General features: G+C 67.8%; 11 protein-coding genes, 5 pseudogenes and 1 riboswitch. Of the genes and pseudogenes, 2 read left to right on the forward strand and 14 right to left on the reverse strand.

The window, feature by feature from the left end:
• Nucleotides 1-99 precede the first annotated feature (99 nt).
• Entirely contained in the window at nucleotides 100-2,382 is a 2,283-nt protein-coding gene (locus tag QP181_RS05300) for a TonB-dependent receptor (protein ID WP_333927877.1), read from the forward strand.
• A 30-nt stretch (nucleotides 2,383-2,412) separates the two neighbouring features.
• Here QP181_RS05300 and bluB read toward each other — a convergent pair whose 3' ends face one another.
• From bluB to cbiE, 7 genes and pseudogenes are all read right to left on the reverse strand, one after another.
• A complete protein-coding gene (gene bluB / locus QP181_RS05305; protein WP_333927878.1) occupies nucleotides 2,413-3,063 on the reverse strand; it encodes a 5,6-dimethylbenzimidazole synthase in 651 nt (216 codons plus the stop codon).
• Nucleotides 3,060-3,821 (reverse strand): precorrin-6A synthase (deacetylating), encoded by a 762-nt coding sequence (cobF, locus tag QP181_RS05310; RefSeq protein WP_333927879.1) that lies wholly within the window; start codon nucleotides 3,819-3,821, stop codon nucleotides 3,060-3,062. The genes bluB and cobF overlap by 4 nt, the downstream gene beginning before the upstream one ends.
• Entirely contained in the window at nucleotides 3,818-4,537 is a 720-nt protein-coding gene (gene cobA, locus QP181_RS05315; RefSeq protein WP_333927880.1) for a uroporphyrinogen-III C-methyltransferase, read from the reverse strand. The genes cobF and cobA overlap by 4 nt, the downstream gene beginning before the upstream one ends.
• Nucleotides 4,534-5,853, reverse strand: coding sequence for a cobyrinic acid a,c-diamide synthase CobB (locus QP181_RS05320; RefSeq protein WP_333927881.1), 1,320 nt, complete (start codon nucleotides 5,851-5,853; stop codon nucleotides 4,534-4,536). Before QP181_RS05320 ends, cobA begins: the two co-directional genes overlap by 4 nt.
• Complete coding sequence (gene cobM, locus QP181_RS05325) at nucleotides 5,850-6,635, reverse strand: precorrin-4 C(11)-methyltransferase (RefSeq protein ID WP_333927882.1); 786 nt, start codon at nucleotides 6,633-6,635, stop codon at nucleotides 5,850-5,852. The genes QP181_RS05320 and cobM overlap by 4 nt, the downstream gene beginning before the upstream one ends.
• Nucleotides 6,632-6,995, reverse strand: a pseudogene (locus QP181_RS05330) (cobalamin biosynthesis protein). The gene cobM and the pseudogene QP181_RS05330 overlap by 4 nt, the downstream one beginning before the upstream one ends.
• Nucleotides 6,992-8,200 carry a precorrin-6y C5,15-methyltransferase (decarboxylating) subunit CbiE gene (cbiE, locus tag QP181_RS05335; protein ID WP_333927883.1) on the reverse strand — a complete coding sequence of 403 codons (1,209 nt, stop codon included), beginning with the start codon at nucleotides 8,198-8,200 and terminating at the stop codon, nucleotides 6,992-6,994. The pseudogene QP181_RS05330 and the gene cbiE overlap by 4 nt, the downstream one beginning before the upstream one ends.
• Here cbiE and QP181_RS05340 point away from each other — a divergent pair.
• Nucleotides 8,190-8,936: pseudogene (locus QP181_RS05340) on the forward strand (cobalt-precorrin-6A reductase); the annotation flags it as partial. The gene cbiE and the pseudogene QP181_RS05340 overlap by 11 nt on opposite strands.
• Here the strand turns inward: QP181_RS05340 and cobJ are convergent.
• From cobJ to QP181_RS05375, 7 genes and pseudogenes are all read right to left on the reverse strand, one after another.
• Nucleotides 8,919-9,662: pseudogene (cobJ, locus tag QP181_RS05345) on the reverse strand (precorrin-3B C(17)-methyltransferase); the annotation flags it as partial. The pseudogenes QP181_RS05340 and cobJ sit on opposite strands and share 18 nt — an antisense overlap.
• Nucleotides 9,663-9,669: 7 nt before the next feature.
• Nucleotides 9,670-10,383, reverse strand: a pseudogene (cobI, locus tag QP181_RS05350) (precorrin-2 C(20)-methyltransferase); the annotation flags it as partial.
• The gene (locus QP181_RS05355; protein ID WP_333927884.1) at nucleotides 10,380-11,009 is read right to left on the reverse strand and encodes a precorrin-8X methylmutase; all 630 of its coding nucleotides are present in this window, start codon (nucleotides 11,007-11,009) and stop codon (nucleotides 10,380-10,382) included. The gene QP181_RS05355 and the pseudogene cobI, both read right to left, overlap by 4 nt.
• A complete protein-coding gene (locus tag QP181_RS05360; protein WP_443027520.1) occupies nucleotides 11,010-12,167 on the reverse strand; it encodes a ferredoxin-like domain-containing protein in 1,158 nt (385 codons plus the stop codon).
• Nucleotides 12,164-15,398, reverse strand: a pseudogene (gene cobN, locus QP181_RS05365) (cobaltochelatase subunit CobN). The gene QP181_RS05360 and the pseudogene cobN overlap by 4 nt, the downstream one beginning before the upstream one ends.
• A gap of 8 nt (nucleotides 15,399-15,406) precedes the next feature.
• Nucleotides 15,407-16,444: a cobalamin biosynthesis protein CobW gene (gene cobW / locus QP181_RS05370; protein ID WP_333927885.1), complete on the reverse strand. Its 1,038-nt coding sequence runs from the start codon at nucleotides 16,442-16,444 to the stop codon at nucleotides 15,407-15,409.
• Nucleotides 16,445-16,550: 106 nt separating this feature from the next.
• Nucleotides 16,551-16,764, reverse strand: a riboswitch (cobalamin riboswitch).
• Nucleotides 16,765-16,817: 53 nt separating this feature from the next.
• Complete coding sequence (locus tag QP181_RS05375; protein WP_333927886.1) at nucleotides 16,818-17,867, reverse strand: HoxN/HupN/NixA family nickel/cobalt transporter; 1,050 nt, start codon at nucleotides 17,865-17,867, stop codon at nucleotides 16,818-16,820.
• Nucleotides 17,868-18,035 lie beyond the last annotated feature (168 nt).

Consider the following 18,035-nt stretch of genomic DNA (forward strand, 5'->3'; position numbering starts at 1 on the left):
CCTATTGCAGCACGTTACAGCGGTGTTACCGATTGGCGACGGATCCGGGTCACACGGATCGACGCCGGAGGATGTTCGAAGCCCAAGGGGGGACCATCCATGATTCGCTTGCCCGTTCGTACGTCTGCCATCGCCCGGTTGTTGGCCGCCAGCGCGCCACTCCTCGTCTTCGCCGCGCCAGCCGTCGCGCAGCAACAAGCGCCAACTGGCCAGACTGCCAGCGATCCGGCAGGCGATCAGGGACTTGGCGAGATCGTCGTCACCGCGACACGCCGCCAGGAATCGTCGAAGGACGTGCCGCTCGCGGTCACTGCGATCAGCGGCGAGAAGCTCGACGTGCTCAATTCGAGCGGTCTCGACATCCGCTTCCTCGCTGGCCGCACGCCGAGTCTCCAGGTCGAATCCTCGTTCGGCCGCACCTTCCCGCGCTTCTATATCCGCGGTCTCGGCAACACCGATTTCGATCCCAACGCCGCGCAGCCGGTCTCGGTCGTGTACGACGACGTCGCCCTCGAGAACCCGATGTTGAAGTCGTTCCCGGTCTTCGATCTGCAAAGCGTCGAGGTGCTGCGTGGGCCGCAGGGCACGCTGTTCGGGCGCAACACGCCGGCCGGCGTCGTGAAGATCGATTCCGCCAAGCCAAACCCCGACAAGGTCTCGGGCTATGCGACTGGATCCTGGGCGACCTACAACACGATCAACGGCGAGGCCGCGCTGAACCTGCCGATCGGCAACGGCTTCGCGTTCCGCGCCTCGGGCATCATCCAGTCGCGCGATGATTGGGTTAAGAACGACTCCACGACGGGCAACGCCGACCGCAAGCTCGAGGGCTATCGCGACGTCGCCGGCCGCTTCCAGCTTGGCTATACCAGCAGCGACTTCAACGCGTTGCTGAACGTCCATGTTCGCGACCTTACCGGATCGCCGCGCATCTTCCGCGCCGGATTGTTCAAGCCGGGCACGAACGACTTCAACACCGGGTTCGACCCTAAGCACGCCACGCTCGACGGCTATACCAGCCAGAGCCTGACGCAGTGGGGCACCAACCTCCGGCTCGACTATCATCTCGACGGCATCGGCACCTTCTACTCGGTCACCGGCTACGAGCAGGCCAAGGTCGAGAGCACGGGCGACGTCGACGGCGGCAACAACTACACGTTCCTCGGCGGCACCATCGGCGCGATCGGCGTCGGGCTGTTCCCGTCGAACACCGGCGGCCTGACAAAGCCGAAGGAGTTCAGCCAGGAACTGCGCTACGCGAGCGAGGACATGAACGGCATCCGCCTTCAGGGCGGGCTGTATTATTTCCACCAGACGCTGCGCTATCACCAATATGACTATGCGTTCGGCGGTAGCGGATCGCGCGCGACCGACCTGACGCAGGATATCTTCCACGACAATCGCAACGAGAATTACGGCGCGTTCGCGTCGATCGAGGCCAAGCCGACCGAGTTGCTGACGCTGCGCGCAGGCGTCCGCTATTCGCACGACTATCGCAACGACCTCGTCACCGCACCGATTCCGGGCAGCGGGATCAGCGACACGCTGCCGGCGCGCGCGGTCGTCCGCGGCTCGAACGTTACCTGGGATGCGAGCGCGACCTATGAACTGACGCCCGCGATCAACGTCTATTCGCGGCTCGCGACCGGCTATCAGGGCCCGGCGATCCAGGACCGCGTGACATTCGGCAGCGTCCAGAGCACCGCGCCCAAGCAGACCACCTTCTCGGGCGAAAGCGGCTTCAAGGGCACGCTGCTCGATCGGAAAGTGAATTTCTCGCTCGACGCCTATTGGTATAGCACCAAGGACCTGCAGATCACCGCGGTCGGCGGCAGCAGCAATTCGGCACGGCTGATCAGCGCGAACAAGGCGATCGGCTACGGCGTCGAGGGCGAGTTCGAGGCGCGGCCACTCCCCGAACTGACGCTGACTGCGAGCGGCAGCTACAACTTCACCGAAATCCGCGATCGGAACATCGGTGTCGGGGTCTGCGCGACCTGCACCGTGCTCGATCCGATCGTCAACGGGTTCGCGATCATCGACGGCAACGATCTTCCCCAGGCGCCGCGCTGGATCGCCAACTGGACCGCGCGCTACGGCATCCCGCTCGCGAACGGCGGCGAGGTCTATGCCTATACCGACTGGGTTTACCGCAGCCGCATCAACTTCTTCCTGTACGAAGCGGTAGAGTTCACCGGCAAGTCGTCGCTCGAAGGCGGTCTCAAGGTCGGCTATAAATCGCCGCAGGGGTATGAGATCGGCGCGTTCGTCCGCAACATCACCAACCAATATCGCAGCATTTCGGCGATCGACTTCAACAATCTGACCGGCATGATCAACGAACCGCGGATCATCGGCGGGCAGTTCAAGGTCGCGTTCTGACCTGACGAAAGCGGATCATCGGGCGCTGGGTCAGCGTTCGATGATCCGATCGGCTACGGGTTCGCGGTGCTGCCAGTCGCGGCGTTCGAGTTCGGGTATGGTCGAGGGATGCTCGGGATAGCCGAGGCAGAGGACTGCGATCAGCGTCCAGTCTTCGGGGGTTTCGAGCATCGCGGTGACGGTGGCCGGATCGAGGATGGAAACCCAGCCGACGCCGATCCCGCGTAGCCTCGCGGCGAGCCAGAGCGTGTGGATCGCCATCACCGTCGAATAGCGTAGCGTGTCGTGCATCGTCGTCCGGCCCAGGCCGTAGCCGGCGAGCGGCGCTTCGTCCGAGAAGACGGCGACGACCTCCGGCGCTTCACGAAGGCCATGGAGCTTCAACGAGCGGTAGTGCGCGCGGCGATCGAGGTCAGGCTGCGCATTGGCGGCGACGGCGTTCGCGGCATCGACATGATCGGCGAGGTGCGCGCGGATGCGTGGCGAGCGGACGCGTACGAAGCGCCACGGCTGCGCATTGCCTACAGACGGCGCCAGCGCAGCGGTTTCAAGCAAGGCGCGGAGGTCGGCGTCGGTGATCGGCGTCGGCAGGAAATGGCGGACGTCACGGCGCCAGCGGAGCAGCGTGTCGAACTGCGCGGCGAAATCGGCCTCGAACACCGGCGGTGTGTCGGCGGTCATGAGTGGATCGGCGTGCGGCGCAGGAGGTAGGTGTCCATGATCCATCCATGGGCAGTACGCAGTCTCGCGCGCTCGCTGACGATACGAGGGGCGACGTCGGCGAGCGGACCTGTCGCAAGCGCTTCATGCGCCATGCCGAGATAGGCACCCCACCAGATCGTAACGCCTGCCGGATCCAACGTCCCGAACGCGCATGTGCCATCGAGCATTACCGCGAGCGTATCGACCGCGTCCGGCCAACCGCTCTCGCGCAGGCGGCGGCCGGTGGTGATAAGCACCGGCGCGGCGAGAGCGTTGAGCGGGATCGCATGCGCGGCGGTTAGCGCCTGGAGGCTGGTAATGCCGGGGACGACCGTCACCGTCAACGGCAGGCCGTCGACACGCAGCCGGTCGGCGATCCTCAGCGTACTGTCGTAGAGCGAGGGATCGCCCCAGACGAGAAGCGCCAAGCGGCCACCGTTCGGAAGATGCCGTGCGATCTGCTCGGCCCAGACGCCGGCGATCGCGTCGTGCCATCGATCGACGGCGTCGCGGTAGGGCGCGCCGGCATCGCGTACGGGAAGGTCGAATTCGACGACCTTCGTGGTGCAGAGCAGGACGTCCGCGCAGATCGTCCGGCGAAGGTCGATCAGGTCGGACTTGGCGTCGCCCTTGCGGGGCAGGAGGATCAGGTCGGCGGCATTCATCGCCTTGATCGCGGCGCGCGTGAGGTGATCGGGATTGCCGGTACCGATGCCGATCAGCTGGAGGTCGATCATTCCGCCTCCATCAGCGGACCGTAGAGGATCAGGGCGGGCTTGCCGGAGAAGCCGTCCTGCAACTGGGCGGCAAGCTCGGCAATTGTCGAGCGGGTCAGGGTCTGATCGGGGTGGCCGACATTCTCCGCGATCAGCGCGGGCGTGTCCGGCGACAGGCCATGCGCGATCAGCGAGGCCGCCAGCGCGGGGAAGGTGCGCTTGGGCATGAAAACGACCGTGGTCGCGTCAGGATCGGCGAGCGCGGCCATGTTGCGCTGTTCGGGCAGGTCGCCGGTGACGTCGTGGCCGGTCAGGAACTGGACGCGGCGCGCACTGAGGCGCCGGGTCAGCGGGATATTCGCGGCGGCCGCGGCGGCGCTTGCGGCGCTGACGCCGGGGATGATCTCGAACGCGATACCCGCCGCCCTGAGCGCGACGATCTCCTCTTCGAGGCGGCCGAAGATGCCCGCATCGCCCGACTTGAGGCGGACGACGCGAAGACCGGACTGCGCGTATTCGACCAGCAGTTGCGAGACGTGCGCCTGGCTTGGTGACGGGCACCCCGCACGTTTGCCGACCGCGACGAGATCGGCCCCGGCGCGCGCATGACCGAGCACGGCCGAAGACAGGTCATCGAACAGCACGGAGTCCGCCGCCTGCAACCGCGCTACGGCCTTCAGCGTCAGCAGTTCGGGATCGCCCGGCCCCGAGCCTACGAACGAGACGAACCCGGTCATGACGCGGCGGCGATCATGTGGAAGAAGCTGCCGCTGACGTGCCCGCGATATGAGCCTGTCTCGGCCACCGCATTGCCCTCGGCATCGGTGACGTGCGCGAGCGGCGCGTCGGGCTGGTCGATGATCGTCGAATAATGAAACTCGTGCCCGGTCAGCGCTGTGTCGGCAGTGAAGCCGCCCATCGGCGCGTGGAGCGTCGCGCGGCGATACCCGAGATGCATTTTTCGCTGCGCGTAACTGGTCACAAGGCCGAGCAGTCCCGCCATCCGGTGACGCGTGCCGTCGGCATCGATCAGGCCTTCGCCCAGCGCCATATAGCCGCCGCACTCACCGTGGACGGGCCGCGTGCGCGCATGCTCGGCGAGACCTGCGCGGAACGTCGCGGCGGCGGCGAGCTTGCCGGCGTGGAGTTCGGGATAGCCGCCGGGAAGCCAGACCAGATCGGCGTGTGCGGCCGGGGCTTCGTCGGCGAGCGGCGAGAACGGCAGGATCTCGACGCCGGCTTTGCGCCAGCCTTCGAGGACGTGTGCATATGTGAAGGAAAACGCTGCGTCCTGCGCGAGTGCGATCCGCTGGGCGGGCGGTCGGATCCAAATCTGAGCATTGGCCGGACGCGCGACGGCCGTGGCGGCGTCCCGGAGCGCAGGAATGTCGACATGCGCGCGCAGGAACGTCGCATAGTCGTTGATGCGGGCGTCGAGATCGGGGTGCTCGGCGGCTTGCACCAGTCCTAGGTGGCGTTCGGGCAGCTTCAGGTCGCCGCGCCGTGGCAGCGATCCGAACACGCGGATGCCGACCGCCTCCATCCCGCTACGCGCGAGCCGTTCGTGACGCGGGCTGGCGACACGGTTGAGGATGACGCCGGCGATCGGGACGCTCGGGTCGTAGCGGCTGAAGCCGAGCGCGGTGGCGGCGGCGGACTGTGCCTGGCCCGAGACGTCGATCACCAGCACCACCGGCCAGCCCATCCGCCGCGCGATGTCGGCACTGGCACCATTGCCGGTCGCGCCAAGCTTCGCGACTCCGTCGAACAACCCCATCGAGCCTTCCGCGAGCGCGAAGTCGGCGTCGTCGGCCTTGGCGGCGAGCATGTCGAGCATCGCCGCCTCCATCGACCAGCTGTCGAGGTTGAACGACGCGCGGCCGCTCGCGGCGCGGTGGAACGCGGGGTCGATATAGTCGGGGCCGCTCTTGAACGGCTGCACCACGAGGCCATCGTCGCGAAGCGCGCGAAGGAGGCCGAGCATGACTGTGGTCTTGCCGGTGCCCGAGGCGGGCGCGGCGATGAGGAGGCCCGGGGTCGAATCCGGTGTCATATGTCGTGTCCTGCGAACTTCGAGTCCGCCGATTGCGGGCGGAAGCGGCGGTCATAGCCTGCTGCGTAGAGGCTGCTTTCGGCGAAGTCCTGCGCGGCGAGTGCTTGCCCGACGAGGATCAGCGCGGTGCGATCGGGTTTGCCTGCGATCGCATCCGCAATCGTCGCCAGCGTGCCACGCGCGATCTGCTGGTCGGGCCAGCTCGCGCGCCAGACGATCGCGATCGGGCAGTCCGATCCGTAATACGGCGTCAGGTCCGCGACGACCTGCGCGAGATTGTGCACCGACAGGTGGATCGCAAGCGTGGCGCCGGTCGCGGCGAACGCGGTCAGCGTCTCGGCGGGCGGCATCGTGCTCGCGCGGCCGGGCGTGCGCGTCAGCACCACCGACTGCGCGAGTTCGGGCAGCGTCAGTTCGACCTCCAGCGCGGCGGCGGCGGCGGCGAAGGCGGGCACGCCGGGGGTGATCGTGAACGGGATGTCGAGCGCACGCAGGCGGCGGAGCTGCTCGCCCATCGCCGACCAGATCGACAGGTCGCCCGAATGAAGCCGGGCGACGTCGTGGCCAGCATCGTGCGCGCTTTGGATTTCGGTGATGATGTCGTCGAGCGACAAGGGTGCCGTGTTGACGATCCGCGCGCCGGGCGGGCAGTGATCGAGCATCGCCGCCGGGATCAGCGACCCGGCATAAAGGCAGACCGGCGATCCCGCGATCCGGTCGCGTCCTCGCAGCGTGAGCAGGTCCGGCGCGCCGGGGCCTGCGCCGATGAAGTGGACGGTCATGTGGCAGGTCCTTGAGCAATGGCGCAGGTGGCCATCCGGTCGGGGGAGATGCGGCGGGTCGCGAGCACCTGTGCGCCAGGGCCGGCGGCGGCGAGTGCGCAGGCTTCGGCGACGCTGCCGGTCGCGCGCGGACAGGCTGGCGATCGACCGGGTCGGCGTTCGCGGGCCTTGCAGCGCGTCGGCCGATACTGCGATAGCGGGTAGGCCCATCGTATCGGCAAGCTCCGCGACCAACGCGAGCTTGTCGTCCGGCGCTGCCAATGCCGTGACCGGAGGGTGCCCCGCCTGCGCACTAGCAAGCGCGGCACGCAGCGCGGCGACGTCTGCCCCGCTGCGAAATCCGAAGCCGGCGACGATCACAGCACGACACTCCACTGCACGACCGGATAGCTCGCCCGCCAGCCACGCCGCGTGCCGAGCGGGACGGCCTCGGACAGGTCGACGCGCAGGAGGCTACCACCCTTTGCGGCGTGCCAGCGGGTGAGCAGCGCTTCGGACTCCAGCGTGACGGCGTTCGCGACTAGACGGGTACCGGACGCACGCTCGAACCAGAGCCGTTCGAGCAGCGCCTCGCACAGCCCGCCACCGATGAAGATCGCGTCCGGCTGAGCTTGGCCATGTAAGATGTCGGGGGCGCGGCCTTCGACCACCCGCAGGCGATCGACACCCAGCGCGGCGGCGTTGCCTTGGATGCGACCGGCGCGGACTGGATCGGCTTCGAACGCGATTGCCTGCATGGATGGATGGGCGAGCAGCCATTCGATGCCGATCGAGCCGGAGCCTGCGCCGATATCCCACAGCGTTTCGCCCGGCTTCGGCGCGAGCGCGGACAGCGTCAGCGCGCGGATCGGGCGCTTGGTGATCTGGCCGTCATGCTCGAACCACGCATCGGGCAGGCCGGAAGCGTGGGGTAGAACCGCGCCGGTTCCTGCGAAGGCGATGCCGACTGCCACCGGGTGCGCGATGTCTTCGAACGCGGGGGCAGCGGCGACCATCTCGCGGATCCTTTCACGCGGGCCACCGAGCGCTTCGAGGACATGCAACTGCGACCCGCCGAAGCCGAGTTCGGTCAGATACCGCGCCAGTGCAGCAACCGCTTCGCCGTCGCGAACCAAAACCAAGGCGCGGCGGGTTGGCGCGATGTGTCGGCGTAGGCGCGCGAGCGGCGCCGCGTGCAGCCCGAGGCAGGCGGTATCGTCGAGCGGCCAGCCGAGACGTGCCGCGGCGAGGGCGAAGGTCGACGGCACCGGGTACGCGATCCACTCGGTCGGCGCGAGATGGCGGGTGACGGACGTGCCTGCGCCGAACCAGAACGGATCGCCGGAGACCAGCATGACGGTTTTTCGGTCGCGGCGATCGAGCAGTCCGGGGATACCCGCGTCGAACGGGACTGGCCACGGCACGACCTCGCCCGTAAGCTCGGGGAGGAGCGCCAGATGCCGGGTCGCACCGGTCACCATCTCGGCATCCGCCAGCGCTGCCTTTGCCGAGGCGGACAAGCCGGCCGCGCCGTCTTCGCCAATGCCGACGATCGTCAGCCAGGGAGTGTCAGCCATGTCGAACATCCTGGTGCTGGGGGGCACGACCGAGGCTAGCGCGCTCGCGGCCTTGCTGGCGGCGCGAGGCGATGCGGCGGTGCTGAGCTATGCCGGGCGTGTTGCCCACCCCAAGGCTCAGCCGATCCCGGTACGCGTCGGTGGCTTCGGCGGCGTCGAGGGACTGGTCGCGTATCTGCGCGATAACGGCGTTACGCATCTGATCGACGCGACGCACCCGTTCGCGGCGCGAATGAGCGCGAATGCCGTCGTTGCTGCGGCGCGTGCGGGCGTTGCTCACATTGCCTTGACGCGGCCGGCTTGGGCTCCCGATACGGGCGATCGATGGACGCGCGTGGCCGATATCGAGGCTGCGGTCGCGGCGCTGGCCGGCCCCGCTCGGCGCGTCATGCTGGCGCTCGGGCGGATGCATGTCGACGCATTCGCGGTGCAGCCTCAGCATGACTATCTGTTGCGGTTCGTCGATGCGCCCGATCGTCCGCCGGGGTTGCCGCGGTACCATCTGGTGGTCGATCGCGGGCCGTTCGACGTCGAGGGCGACCGGCGCTTGATGGCAACGCACGGGATCGAGGTCGTGGTCTGCAAGAATGCCGGCGGGTCGGGCGCGCAGGCCAAGCTGGGCGCGGCGCGTGCGCTCGGGCTGCCGGTGATTATGATCGATCGTCCCGTCCTGCCTGCGCGGTTGGAAGCGTATGCCGCGGAAGATGTGCTGCGCTGGCTCGATCATGGCGCCGACCGGGGTGTAGAGGATCGGGCCGGCCGGGCGATCGATGATCCGCGTCAGGCTGGAGCCGATGATGATCATCGTCCGCATGTCGGCCATGTCCGCGCGGGCTTCGGGTAGCGGGACGATACGGAGGGTTTCCTCAGGGGTCGAGACGGCGCGGGCGAACAGCACGGGGCGGTCGTCGCGGCAGGTCTCGCGGAGGATCTCGAAGACGCGGATCAGGGCGTCGGGGCGCGCTTTCGATCGCGGGTTGTAGAACGCGATCGCGAAGTCGGCCTCGGCAGCAAGGCGCACGCGGCGTTCGATCAGCGGCCAGGGTTTCAGATTGTCCGACAGGTTGATCGCGCAGAAATCATGGCCGAGCGGCGCGCCGGCGCGGGCGCTTGCGGCGAGCATCGCGGTGATGCCGGGGAGCACGCGGATGTCGAGTTCGCGCCATGCCTGCGGGCCTGCTTCTAGCGCTTCGAAGACCGCGGCCGCCATCGCAAACACACCGGGGTCGCCCGAGGAGACGACAACGACGCGGTGGCCTTGTGCCGTCAGTTGGAGCGCATGCGTGGCGCGATCGAGTTCGACGCGGTTGTCGGTCGGATGGAGCGTCAGGCCATCACGGGGCGCGATGCGAGCGACATACGGAATGTAGCCGATGACGTCGGTAGCTTCGGCGAGCGCTGCGGTGACTTCGGGAGTCACGAGGTTCAAATCGCCCGGTCCGAGGCCTGCGATGGCGAGCCACCCGGTCATGGGCGACGCCCTGGCCGTGGATCAACAGGATCGAAAAATACGGCGTGATCGCGTCCGCTTCACAGAGCCGCGTAACGCGCTGATCGGCCATCGCGGCGTATTCGACCAGCCACGCCTCGCTCTCGCGTCCGGCGGCGGCGACGGCGCGGCGGAGCTTGGCGAGGTGGCGGCCAATCTTCATCACCACCAGCGCATCGGTGTCGCGGATGCGGCGGACCAGATCGTCCTCGGGCAGCGTCCCCATCAGCACCGTCAGCACGTCATCGCCCCACGTGATCGGCGCGCCGCTGGCGGTCCAAGCGCCGGACATGCCGGTGATGCCGGGGACGACCTGCACCGGTGCGATCGTCTGGAGGCGCGTGTAGAGGTGCATGAACGAGCCGTAGAAGAACGGATCGCCCTCGCAGAGCACGACGATATCCTCGCCGCTGCGGGCGAGTGTGGCGAGATGGTCGATGCAGCCGTCGTAGAATGCCGACAAGCAGTCGTTGTAGCGCGGATCGGAGACCGGAATCTCGGTAGTGACCGGGTATTCCATCGGGAACTCGATCACGTCCGCGCGGAGCATGCCGTCGACGATCTTCCGCGCCTGTCCGGCCCGACCCGCCTTGCGGAAATAGGCGACATGACGCGCGCCGCGAACGAGGCGATCCGAGCGAACGCTCATAAGGTCCTGCGCGCCGGGGCCCAAACCAACGCCGTGGATCGTGCCGGGTGTCACTCGGTGCCGCTCGCCAGCGCGTTGATCGCCGCAACGGTGATCGCGCTGCCGCCCATCCGGCCCTCGACGACGACGCACGGCACGGGCTGATCGGTCCACAGCGCCGCCTTCGATTCGACCGCGCCGACGAAGCCGACCGGGCAGCCGATGATGGCCGCTGGGCGCGGGCAAGCGGGGTCTTGGAGCATGTTCAGCAGATGGAACAACGCGGTCGGCGCGTTGCCGATCGCCACGACCGCACCGGCGAGATGCGGACGCCAGAGTTCGAGTGCCGCTGCCGATCGCGTATTGCCCATGGTTCGGGCGAGGTCTGGCGTCTCGGGGGCGTGGAGCGTGCAGATGATGCGGTTGTTGGCCGGCAGCCTTGCTCGCGTGATCCCTTCGGTAACCATGCGCGCATCACACAGGATCGGCGCGCCGGCCTGCAACGCGCGCCGAGCCTCGACTGCAAAGGTCGGCGAGATGCGGAGGTGCTGGGCCAAACCGACAAGACCGGCGGCGTGGATCATGCGGACGGCGACCGGTTCTTCCTCGGGCGAGAAGCGCGCTAAATTGGCTTCGGCGCGTATCATCGCGAAGGACTGGCGGTAGATCGCCGCGCCGTCGGTTTCATAGGCGTACGGCATTCAGGCGGCTCCGAAATGAGCGAGGATCTGCGCGACGTCGAGGCCAGCGCGGGAGGGTGGCGCGCCGGCATGCGCGTCGAAGGCGAGGTCGTAGCGACCGTCGCGACCGGTCAGCGTCACGTCGGCGCGAGCAGCGTGCGCGCACCCCTTGGCGCACCCGGAGACGTGAAGGCGGCCGGCGATATGAGGGGCGAGCCGATGTGCCAGATCACGGGTTTGGACGCTGGCCTGCGGACACGCCGGCGCGCCAACGCAGGCGTTGACGCGCCGGATCGGCGCGGATGGGTCGGCGATGAAGTTGGCGGGGTCGGGATGTCCCGCGAGCGACGCATCCGTTTCGCAGATCGCGATGTGCCAAGGAGCCAGGCGGATCGCTTCAATCACGGTTTCGGCTTCGACGAAGCGGCTCAACGCGGTTGCTGCGACCCGACCGAATGGCAGGCCGAGCGCGATGCCGAACGGGTGCCCGCCGGGCTGGAGCCTGTCCGCCGATGCCGCAGGGGGTATTCTGCCGACGGCCCAGTCCGGAAGCGGCGCGTCGTGTCGTGCCATGCGACCGCTCGCCGCGCCGCCGCTCTCGACGAACCAGTGGGCCAGCGCGATTAGCTGGTCGACTTCGGTCCCGGAAGACAGCGGCGCACCGAGATCGCGACCGTCGGCGCGAAGGATCAATTGGCCGGACGCAGCGCGTTCGATGCGGAAGTCCGCGGGAGCGTCTTGCAGCATCGGCGCGGCACCCGCGTCGATCGCGAAACCGACTTTGCCGGGGAGATCGGGCAGTTCGGACAGGCGGCCGCGCAGCTCTTCGGCGACGCGGTGCGTGTCGTCGCCTGCGCGCCAGTCGGACGCGACGACGATGTTGGCGCGGGCTTCCCGGGTCGGATCGGGGTCGATCAGGCCGAGGTCGAGAAGCGCGTCGATCAGCGGGCGCCAGCTGTCCTCGCGGACTCCGCGGATTTGGAGGTTGGCGCGGGTGGTGAGGTCGATCTGGCCATTGCCGTGCTGCCTTGCCGCTTCGCATAGGCCGAGCACGTGAACGCGTGCCAGGCGACCGAGCGGAGGGCGGACGCGTACCAGCAGGCCGTCGCCCGCCATCATCGGGCGCCACGCGTCGGGGCACCAACCCTTCACTATGCCATTGGTGACGGGCGCGCTCACGATGGCAAATACAGGCGCGCGAGGATCGAGTTGCGGCGGGTCGGCCAGAGGTCAGCGGCGTGGAGCGCTGCAAACCGCGCCTGCATCGCAGCGAGTGCGCCGGGGTTGGCTTTGGCGAGGAAGGCTTGGACGTCGTCGCGGCCCAAGGTCGCGTCGTAATAGAGGTCGATCAGTTCGGGACGGACCGCGCTGGCCAAGTGCGCGAAGGCGCCGAGGTGATCGAGCGTTGCGGCGATCTCGGCACCGCCGCGGAAGCCGTGGCGCATCATGCCGTCGACCCAGGCTGGATTTGCCGCGCGGGCGTGAACGACGCGGGCGATCTCTTCCTTGAGTGAGCGGGCCTTGGCCTGGTTCGGGTCTCGTGCGTCGAGGTGGTAGAGCGTGGCGCTCCCTCCGGCGACCGATTGCGCGGCGGCGAAGCCGGCTTCGTGCGCGGCATAGTCCGCGGCGAGGAGTAGGTCGGTTTCGGGCAGGTCCTGGACGTGGACGAAGGCATCGGCGGCAGCGACGCGGTCGCGAATGCCGGTCGGGTCGAAGCTGTCGACGCCGTCGTCGAGCGCGTGGCTGGAGGCGGATAGCCACGCGTTGCCAGCTTCGATTCTGCGCTGCTGGCGTGTAGGTTTCGGCGGCGTCGCCCATGAGCAGGCCGTAGCGGCCGGGTTCGGGGCCGTAGACGCGAGCGCTGACCGCCTTGCCGACGAAGGGATTCCAGTCTTGCGGTTCGTCGCGTGCGGCAAGCGCGCGGACGGCTTGGCCGAACATCGTGCAGAGCGTCGGGAAGGCGTCGCGGAAAAGGCCGGATACGCGCAAGGTGACGTCGATGCGGGGGCGGTCGAAGTCCGCCAGCGGCAGGATCTCGACGCCCGTCACGCGGTCGGACTGCATGTCCCACACCGGCTCCGCGCCAAGCAGGTGGAGCGCCATCGCGAACTCCTCGCCGGCTGTCCGCATCGTCGCGGAAGCCCAGAGATCGACGACGAGATTGCGGGGGTAGTCGCCGTGGTCCTGCAAGTGGCGGCGGACGAGTTCGTCGGCGAGCTTTACGCCCTGGGTATGGGCGGCCCGCGAAGGCACTGCTCGAGGATCGGTGGTGTACAGGTTGCGGCCGGTTGGGAGGACGTCGGCGCGGCCTCGCCAAGGGGAGCCGGAGGGGCCAGGTGCGATGCGTTTGCCTTGGAGCGCGGACAGCAATCCGGTTCGTTCGGCGACACCGTGTTCACCGCGGCCGTAGATGTGGAGGCCGTCGCCATATTGGCTCTCCTTCACGTCGCAGACGAAGGTGTCGATGCGGGTGATCGTGTCGGCTTGGGACTGCGCATCGTCGAGGCCTAGCGTTGCGGCGAGGCCGGTGGCGGTTGCTTCGTCGCGGATGTCGCGTTGCAGGCGGTCGCGGCGGGCTGGATCGAGGCCGTCGGCGTTGGAAAATTCGTCGAGCAGCGCTTCGAGGCGCCCCAGACCTGCGCCGGTGCGGGTGCGTTCGAGCGGCGGCGGGACGTGGCCGAGCGTGACGGCGCCGATGCGGCGTTTGGCTTGTGCCGCTTCGCCGGGGTCGTTGACGATGAACGGATAGATGACGGGCATCGCGCCGACGAGCGCTTCGGGCCAGCAGGCGTCGGACAGCGCGACCGACTTGCCGGGTAGCCATTCGAGCGTGCCGTGCGCGCCGACATGGACCAGCGCGTCGGTCCCGCGCTCGCGGAGCCACAGGTAGAAGGCGACATAGGCGTGGCAGGGGCAGCGCGAGAGGTCGTGATACTCCTCCGCGCGGTGCTCGGTGCGGCCGCGTTCGGGTTGCAGCGCGACGAGCGCGCCGCCGTGATCGATCGCGGTGAAGGTGAAGTCTTCGGTGGGGTCGCCCCAGCTTTGCCGGAGGTCCTCGCGGATCGCTTTGGGCAGTTGCGCGAGTGCTTTGCGATACTCTTCGAGTGGCCAGTGTATGCGTGATGTCGTGAGATCGTTGGCGTCCGAGGTGATCGCGTAGCCGGCTTCGGTAAGGTCACCGAGGATTGCTTGCGTCGAGGCGAGCGCGTCGAGGCCGACGGCGTGCGCTATCTGGTACGTCTTGCCGGGATAGGTCGATAGGACGATCGCGATGCGGTGGTCGGCGACGGGTTTGCTGGCGAGGTTCGTCCAGGCTTCGATCCGCGCGGCGATGGCGGTGATGCGTGCTGGGTCAGCGCGGTGTTCGCGGCGGGTGTATTCGAGGTCGCCGTCCCTCGCCGCGCATTCCTTGAAGCTGGCGACGCCGGCGAAGAGGCGGCCGTCCACTTCGGGAAGGACGACGTGCATGGCGAGGTCGGCGGGCGACAGGCCTCGGGTGGCGCCGGCCCAGGCTGCGCGGTCGGAGGTGGCGAGAGCGATCTGGAAGACCGGTACGTTGGCGCCGTCGAGTGGGGTCGTGTCGCTCGCGCCGCGTGCGGAGAACGCGGTGGCGTTGACGATCGCGGCGGGCTTCAGGGCCGTAACCCAGCGGGATAGCCAACCGGCTGCGTCTGGGCCTTTCAAGGACGGCGCGAAGAGGCCGACGACGTCGAAGCCTCGCGCGGTCAGTTCAGCGTGCAGGGCTTCGATCGGGTGGAGGTCTGCGGCGGTCAAATAGGAGCGGTAGAAGACGACCAGCACGCGGGGGCGGTGCGCGTTGAGCGCGAACGCGGCCGGACAGGTCACGCCGTCGTGCGGTTGCCAGCCACCGACATCGGCGATCGCACGGACGCCGGTGACCGGGCCGGCATAGCAACCGGCGGCCAGCGCGAACTGCGCGAGTGCCGCCTGCGCCGCAACCGCACCGCCGGTGTCGCAGAGATGGGTTAGGCGGCGCAGCGTCGAGAACGGGATCGTCGAGGCGGCATCGAGGCGCGTGTCGATGCGGCCGTCAGCGGCGAGCACGGCGAGCGCGATGCACTTTTCCCGCGAAAGGTTTTCGACCTGTTGCAGGCCATAACTCCAATAGGAGCGCCCGCCGATCAGCCGGATCAGGATGCCCTTCGCGCCGGCCAGCGTCTGTTCGACGTAGGTGTCGACAGAGAGCGGGTGCTGTAGCGCCGTCAGGTTAGCCAGGCGCAGCGACGGCAGCCGGCTTCCGGCCGCATCCGCACGTCTCCAGCCCGCGGCGAATGCGCCGAGGTCGCCGTCGGAGAAGGAAAGGACGACGAGATCCGCGGGAGATTGGGCGAGGTCCTGCGGGACCGCGCTTTCCTCCAGCCCGTGGGTCTCGCGGAAGACGACGTGCATTGTGAGCCTCAGCCGTCCAGCGCGGCCTTGATGCGGGCCTCGTCGATCCGGTCGTGCTCGGCGATAACTACCAGTTGCGTGCGGCGAGGTTCGCCCGCACGCCAAGGGCGGTCGTATTGTGTGCGGACGCGGGCGCCGACCGCCTGGATGAGCAGGCGCATCGGCTTGCCGGTGACCGCCGCATAGCCCTTCACGCGAAGAATGTCGGCGCTGCGGGCGAGCGCCTCGATCTTTGCGGTCAGGTCCGTCGGGTCGGCGATCTCGCCAAGCTCGACGACGACGCTGTCGAAATCGTCATGCTCGTGATCGTCCTCGCCGTCGTGATGCGACGGGCGGCTGGCGATATCGTCCTCGGCCGCGGCGTTGAGGCCGAGGATCACGCGCGGATCGATGATGCCGTCGGTCAGGTCGATCACCGGGAGTGGTCTTGCGGACTCCGCGGCGATGACGGCGCGTGCCTTGGCGACGCCTTCGGGGCCGGCGAGATCGACCTTGGTCAGCAGGACAAGATCGGCGCAGGCGAGCTGATCCTCGAATACTTCCGAGAGCGGCGTCTCGTGATCGACGCTTGGGTCGGCGGCGCGCTGGGCCTCGAGCGCGGCCACGTCGGGGGCGAAGCGGCCCGCGGCGACGGCTTCCGCATCGGCGAGCGCGATGACGCCGTCGACGGTGATGCGCGAGCGGATCGCGGGCCAGTCGAACGCCTTCAGCAGCGGCTTGGGCAACGCGAGGCCGGAGGTTTCGATCAGGATGTGATCGGGCATCGGGTCGAGTGCGAGCAGCGTCTCGACGGTCGGGATGAAGTCGTCCGCGACGGTGCAGCAGATGCAGCCGTTCGCCAATTCGACGACGTTCTCGGCCGGGCAATCGGGGATCGCGCAACCCTTGAGGATGTCGCCATCGATGCCCAGCGTGCCGAACTCGTTGACGACGACCGCGAGACGGCGGCCGTTTGCATTGCGGATCAGATGGCTGATGAGCGTCGTCTTGCCGGCACCCAAAAAGCCGGTGACGATGGTGACGGGGACCTTTGAAAGATCGGACATTATTATTTCCTCGACGTCTAAAGCACACGCACGCACGACCTTTCGGTCGCACGCGTTCGTCGCTCAGACGGAGTACCGTGCCGCGACCATCCCCTGGATCGTAGCAAGAGCGACCATAACGCTGGCAGGTCTCCTGGCTCGCGGGTCGAGGCTCGACGTACGCCTTCCCAGGTTTCCCCAGTGGCTGCCCTCCGAAACGAAGGACGTGTGCGTCTCGCTCACCGCTTACAGTTGCAGGGAAAGCCGCGGCATTGGGAGGACTCCTCCCGCACCGCATTCCCATTCAAGCCCTTTCGGGCACCGGCGCGATCTATGAGGTTCGGTGCAACCGAGCCTCGGGGGTGGGTTAGAGGACTTTCCGCCACGCCGCCAGCTATCCGTGTACGACCTCGATCTCATCGAAGCGTTTCCAGCGGTAGATGGCGAAGCTCAGGACCCAGCACAGCACGAACAGGCCGATGATCGCGAAGCCTAGGCCGTTGAAGTTCTCGCCGAGTGCGGCTGCCAGATCCCAGATGCCGCCCGTCAGGCCGAGCTTTGCGCCAAGCAGCGCGAGCGTCTCGATCCCGCCGATCGCGATCGCGACGATCGCGGAGATCAGCGTGATCGTGATGTTGTAGTAGAGCTTGCGGATCGGCTTCACGAACGCCCATTCGTACGCGCCGAGCATGACGACGCCGTCCGCGGTGTCGACCAGCGCCATGCCGGTCGCGAACAGCACGGGGAGTACGAGGACGGTGCCGATCGAGAACCCGTCGGCGGCCTGGCTCGCGGACAGGCCGAGGATCGCGACCTCGGTGGCGGTGTCGAAGCCAAGGCCGAACAGAAAGCCGAGCGGGGCCATGTGCCAGCTGCGCGTGACGAGCCGAAACATCGGTCGGAACAGCCGCGCGAGCAGCCCGCGGTTGCCGAGCAGCAGGTCCAGGTCTTCCTCGACATAAATACCGCCGCTGCGGACATGACCGAAGGTGCGCCAAACCGAGCGCAATATGATCAGGTTCATCGCCGCGATCGTGAACAGGAACACGGCGGAGATGACGGTGGCGATGACGCCGCCAACCTGCTTGAATGCCTCGAACTGCGACAGCGCACTGGCGGTGAGCGCGATCGCGACGGCAGCGATCAGGACGATCCCCGAATGGCCGATCGCGAACCAGAAGCCGACCGCGATCGGGCGCTGGCCGTCCTGCATGAGTTTCCGCGTCACGTTGTCGATCGCGGCGATGTGGTCCGCATCGACCGCGTGCCTCAGGCCGAGGCCCCAGGCGAGTAGCGCCGTGCCGAGCATCAGCGGCTGCGCGTGGAACAGCGAGAACGCCCAGCACCACGCCGCGATGTTGGCCACGATCAGGCCAAAGAACATCCAGCCGATGCGTTTGCGTGTCGAACCCCGCGTCGGTCGCTCAATCGTCAAAGTCGTCATGCAATAACCCCGCAGCGTCCGACGAGGACGGGGGCCTGCCGCGAACGGCCGGGCCATGCGACGACCGGACGCCATGAGCGGCCGACGCACGACGCCGATGCGGCCCCCGCCACATGGTCGTCGCTCAGCCAGTGTCACGCAGGCGGCGTTCACCGTGCCTCGGTCACC

Origin of the sequence: Sphingomonas sp. LR55, from assembly GCF_036856015.1 — a bacterium.
Lineage (GTDB): Bacteria > Pseudomonadota > Alphaproteobacteria > Sphingomonadales > Sphingomonadaceae > Sphingomonas.

Excerpts from the sequence above, each read along its gene's own strand:
- QP181_RS05300 (WP_333927877.1), top strand. The coding sequence starts at position 100 with ATGATTCGCTTGCCCGTTCGTACGTCTGCCATCGCCCGGTTGTTGGCC.
- bluB (WP_333927878.1), bottom strand. The coding sequence starts at position 3,063 with ATGACCGCCGACACACCGCCGGTGTTCGAGGCCGATTTCGCCGCGCAG.
- cobF (WP_333927879.1), bottom strand. The coding sequence starts at position 3,821 with ATGATCGACCTCCAGCTGATCGGCATCGGTACCGGCAATCCCGATCAC.
- cobA (WP_333927880.1), bottom strand. The coding sequence starts at position 4,537 with ATGACCGGGTTCGTCTCGTTCGTAGGCTCGGGGCCGGGCGATCCCGAA.
- QP181_RS05320 (WP_333927881.1), bottom strand. The coding sequence starts at position 5,853 with ATGACACCGGATTCGACCCCGGGCCTCCTCATCGCCGCGCCCGCCTCG.
- cobM (WP_333927882.1), bottom strand. The coding sequence starts at position 6,635 with ATGACCGTCCACTTCATCGGCGCAGGCCCCGGCGCGCCGGACCTGCTC.
- cbiE (WP_333927883.1), bottom strand. The coding sequence starts at position 8,200 with ATGTTCGACATGGCTGACACTCCCTGGCTGACGATCGTCGGCATTGGC.
- QP181_RS05355 (WP_333927884.1), bottom strand. The coding sequence starts at position 11,009 with ATGCCGTACGCCTATGAAACCGACGGCGCGGCGATCTACCGCCAGTCC.
- cobW (WP_333927885.1), bottom strand. The coding sequence starts at position 16,444 with ATGTCCGATCTTTCAAAGGTCCCCGTCACCATCGTCACCGGCTTTTTG.
- QP181_RS05375 (WP_333927886.1), bottom strand. The coding sequence starts at position 17,867 with ATGACGACTTTGACGATTGAGCGACCGACGCGGGGTTCGACACGCAAA.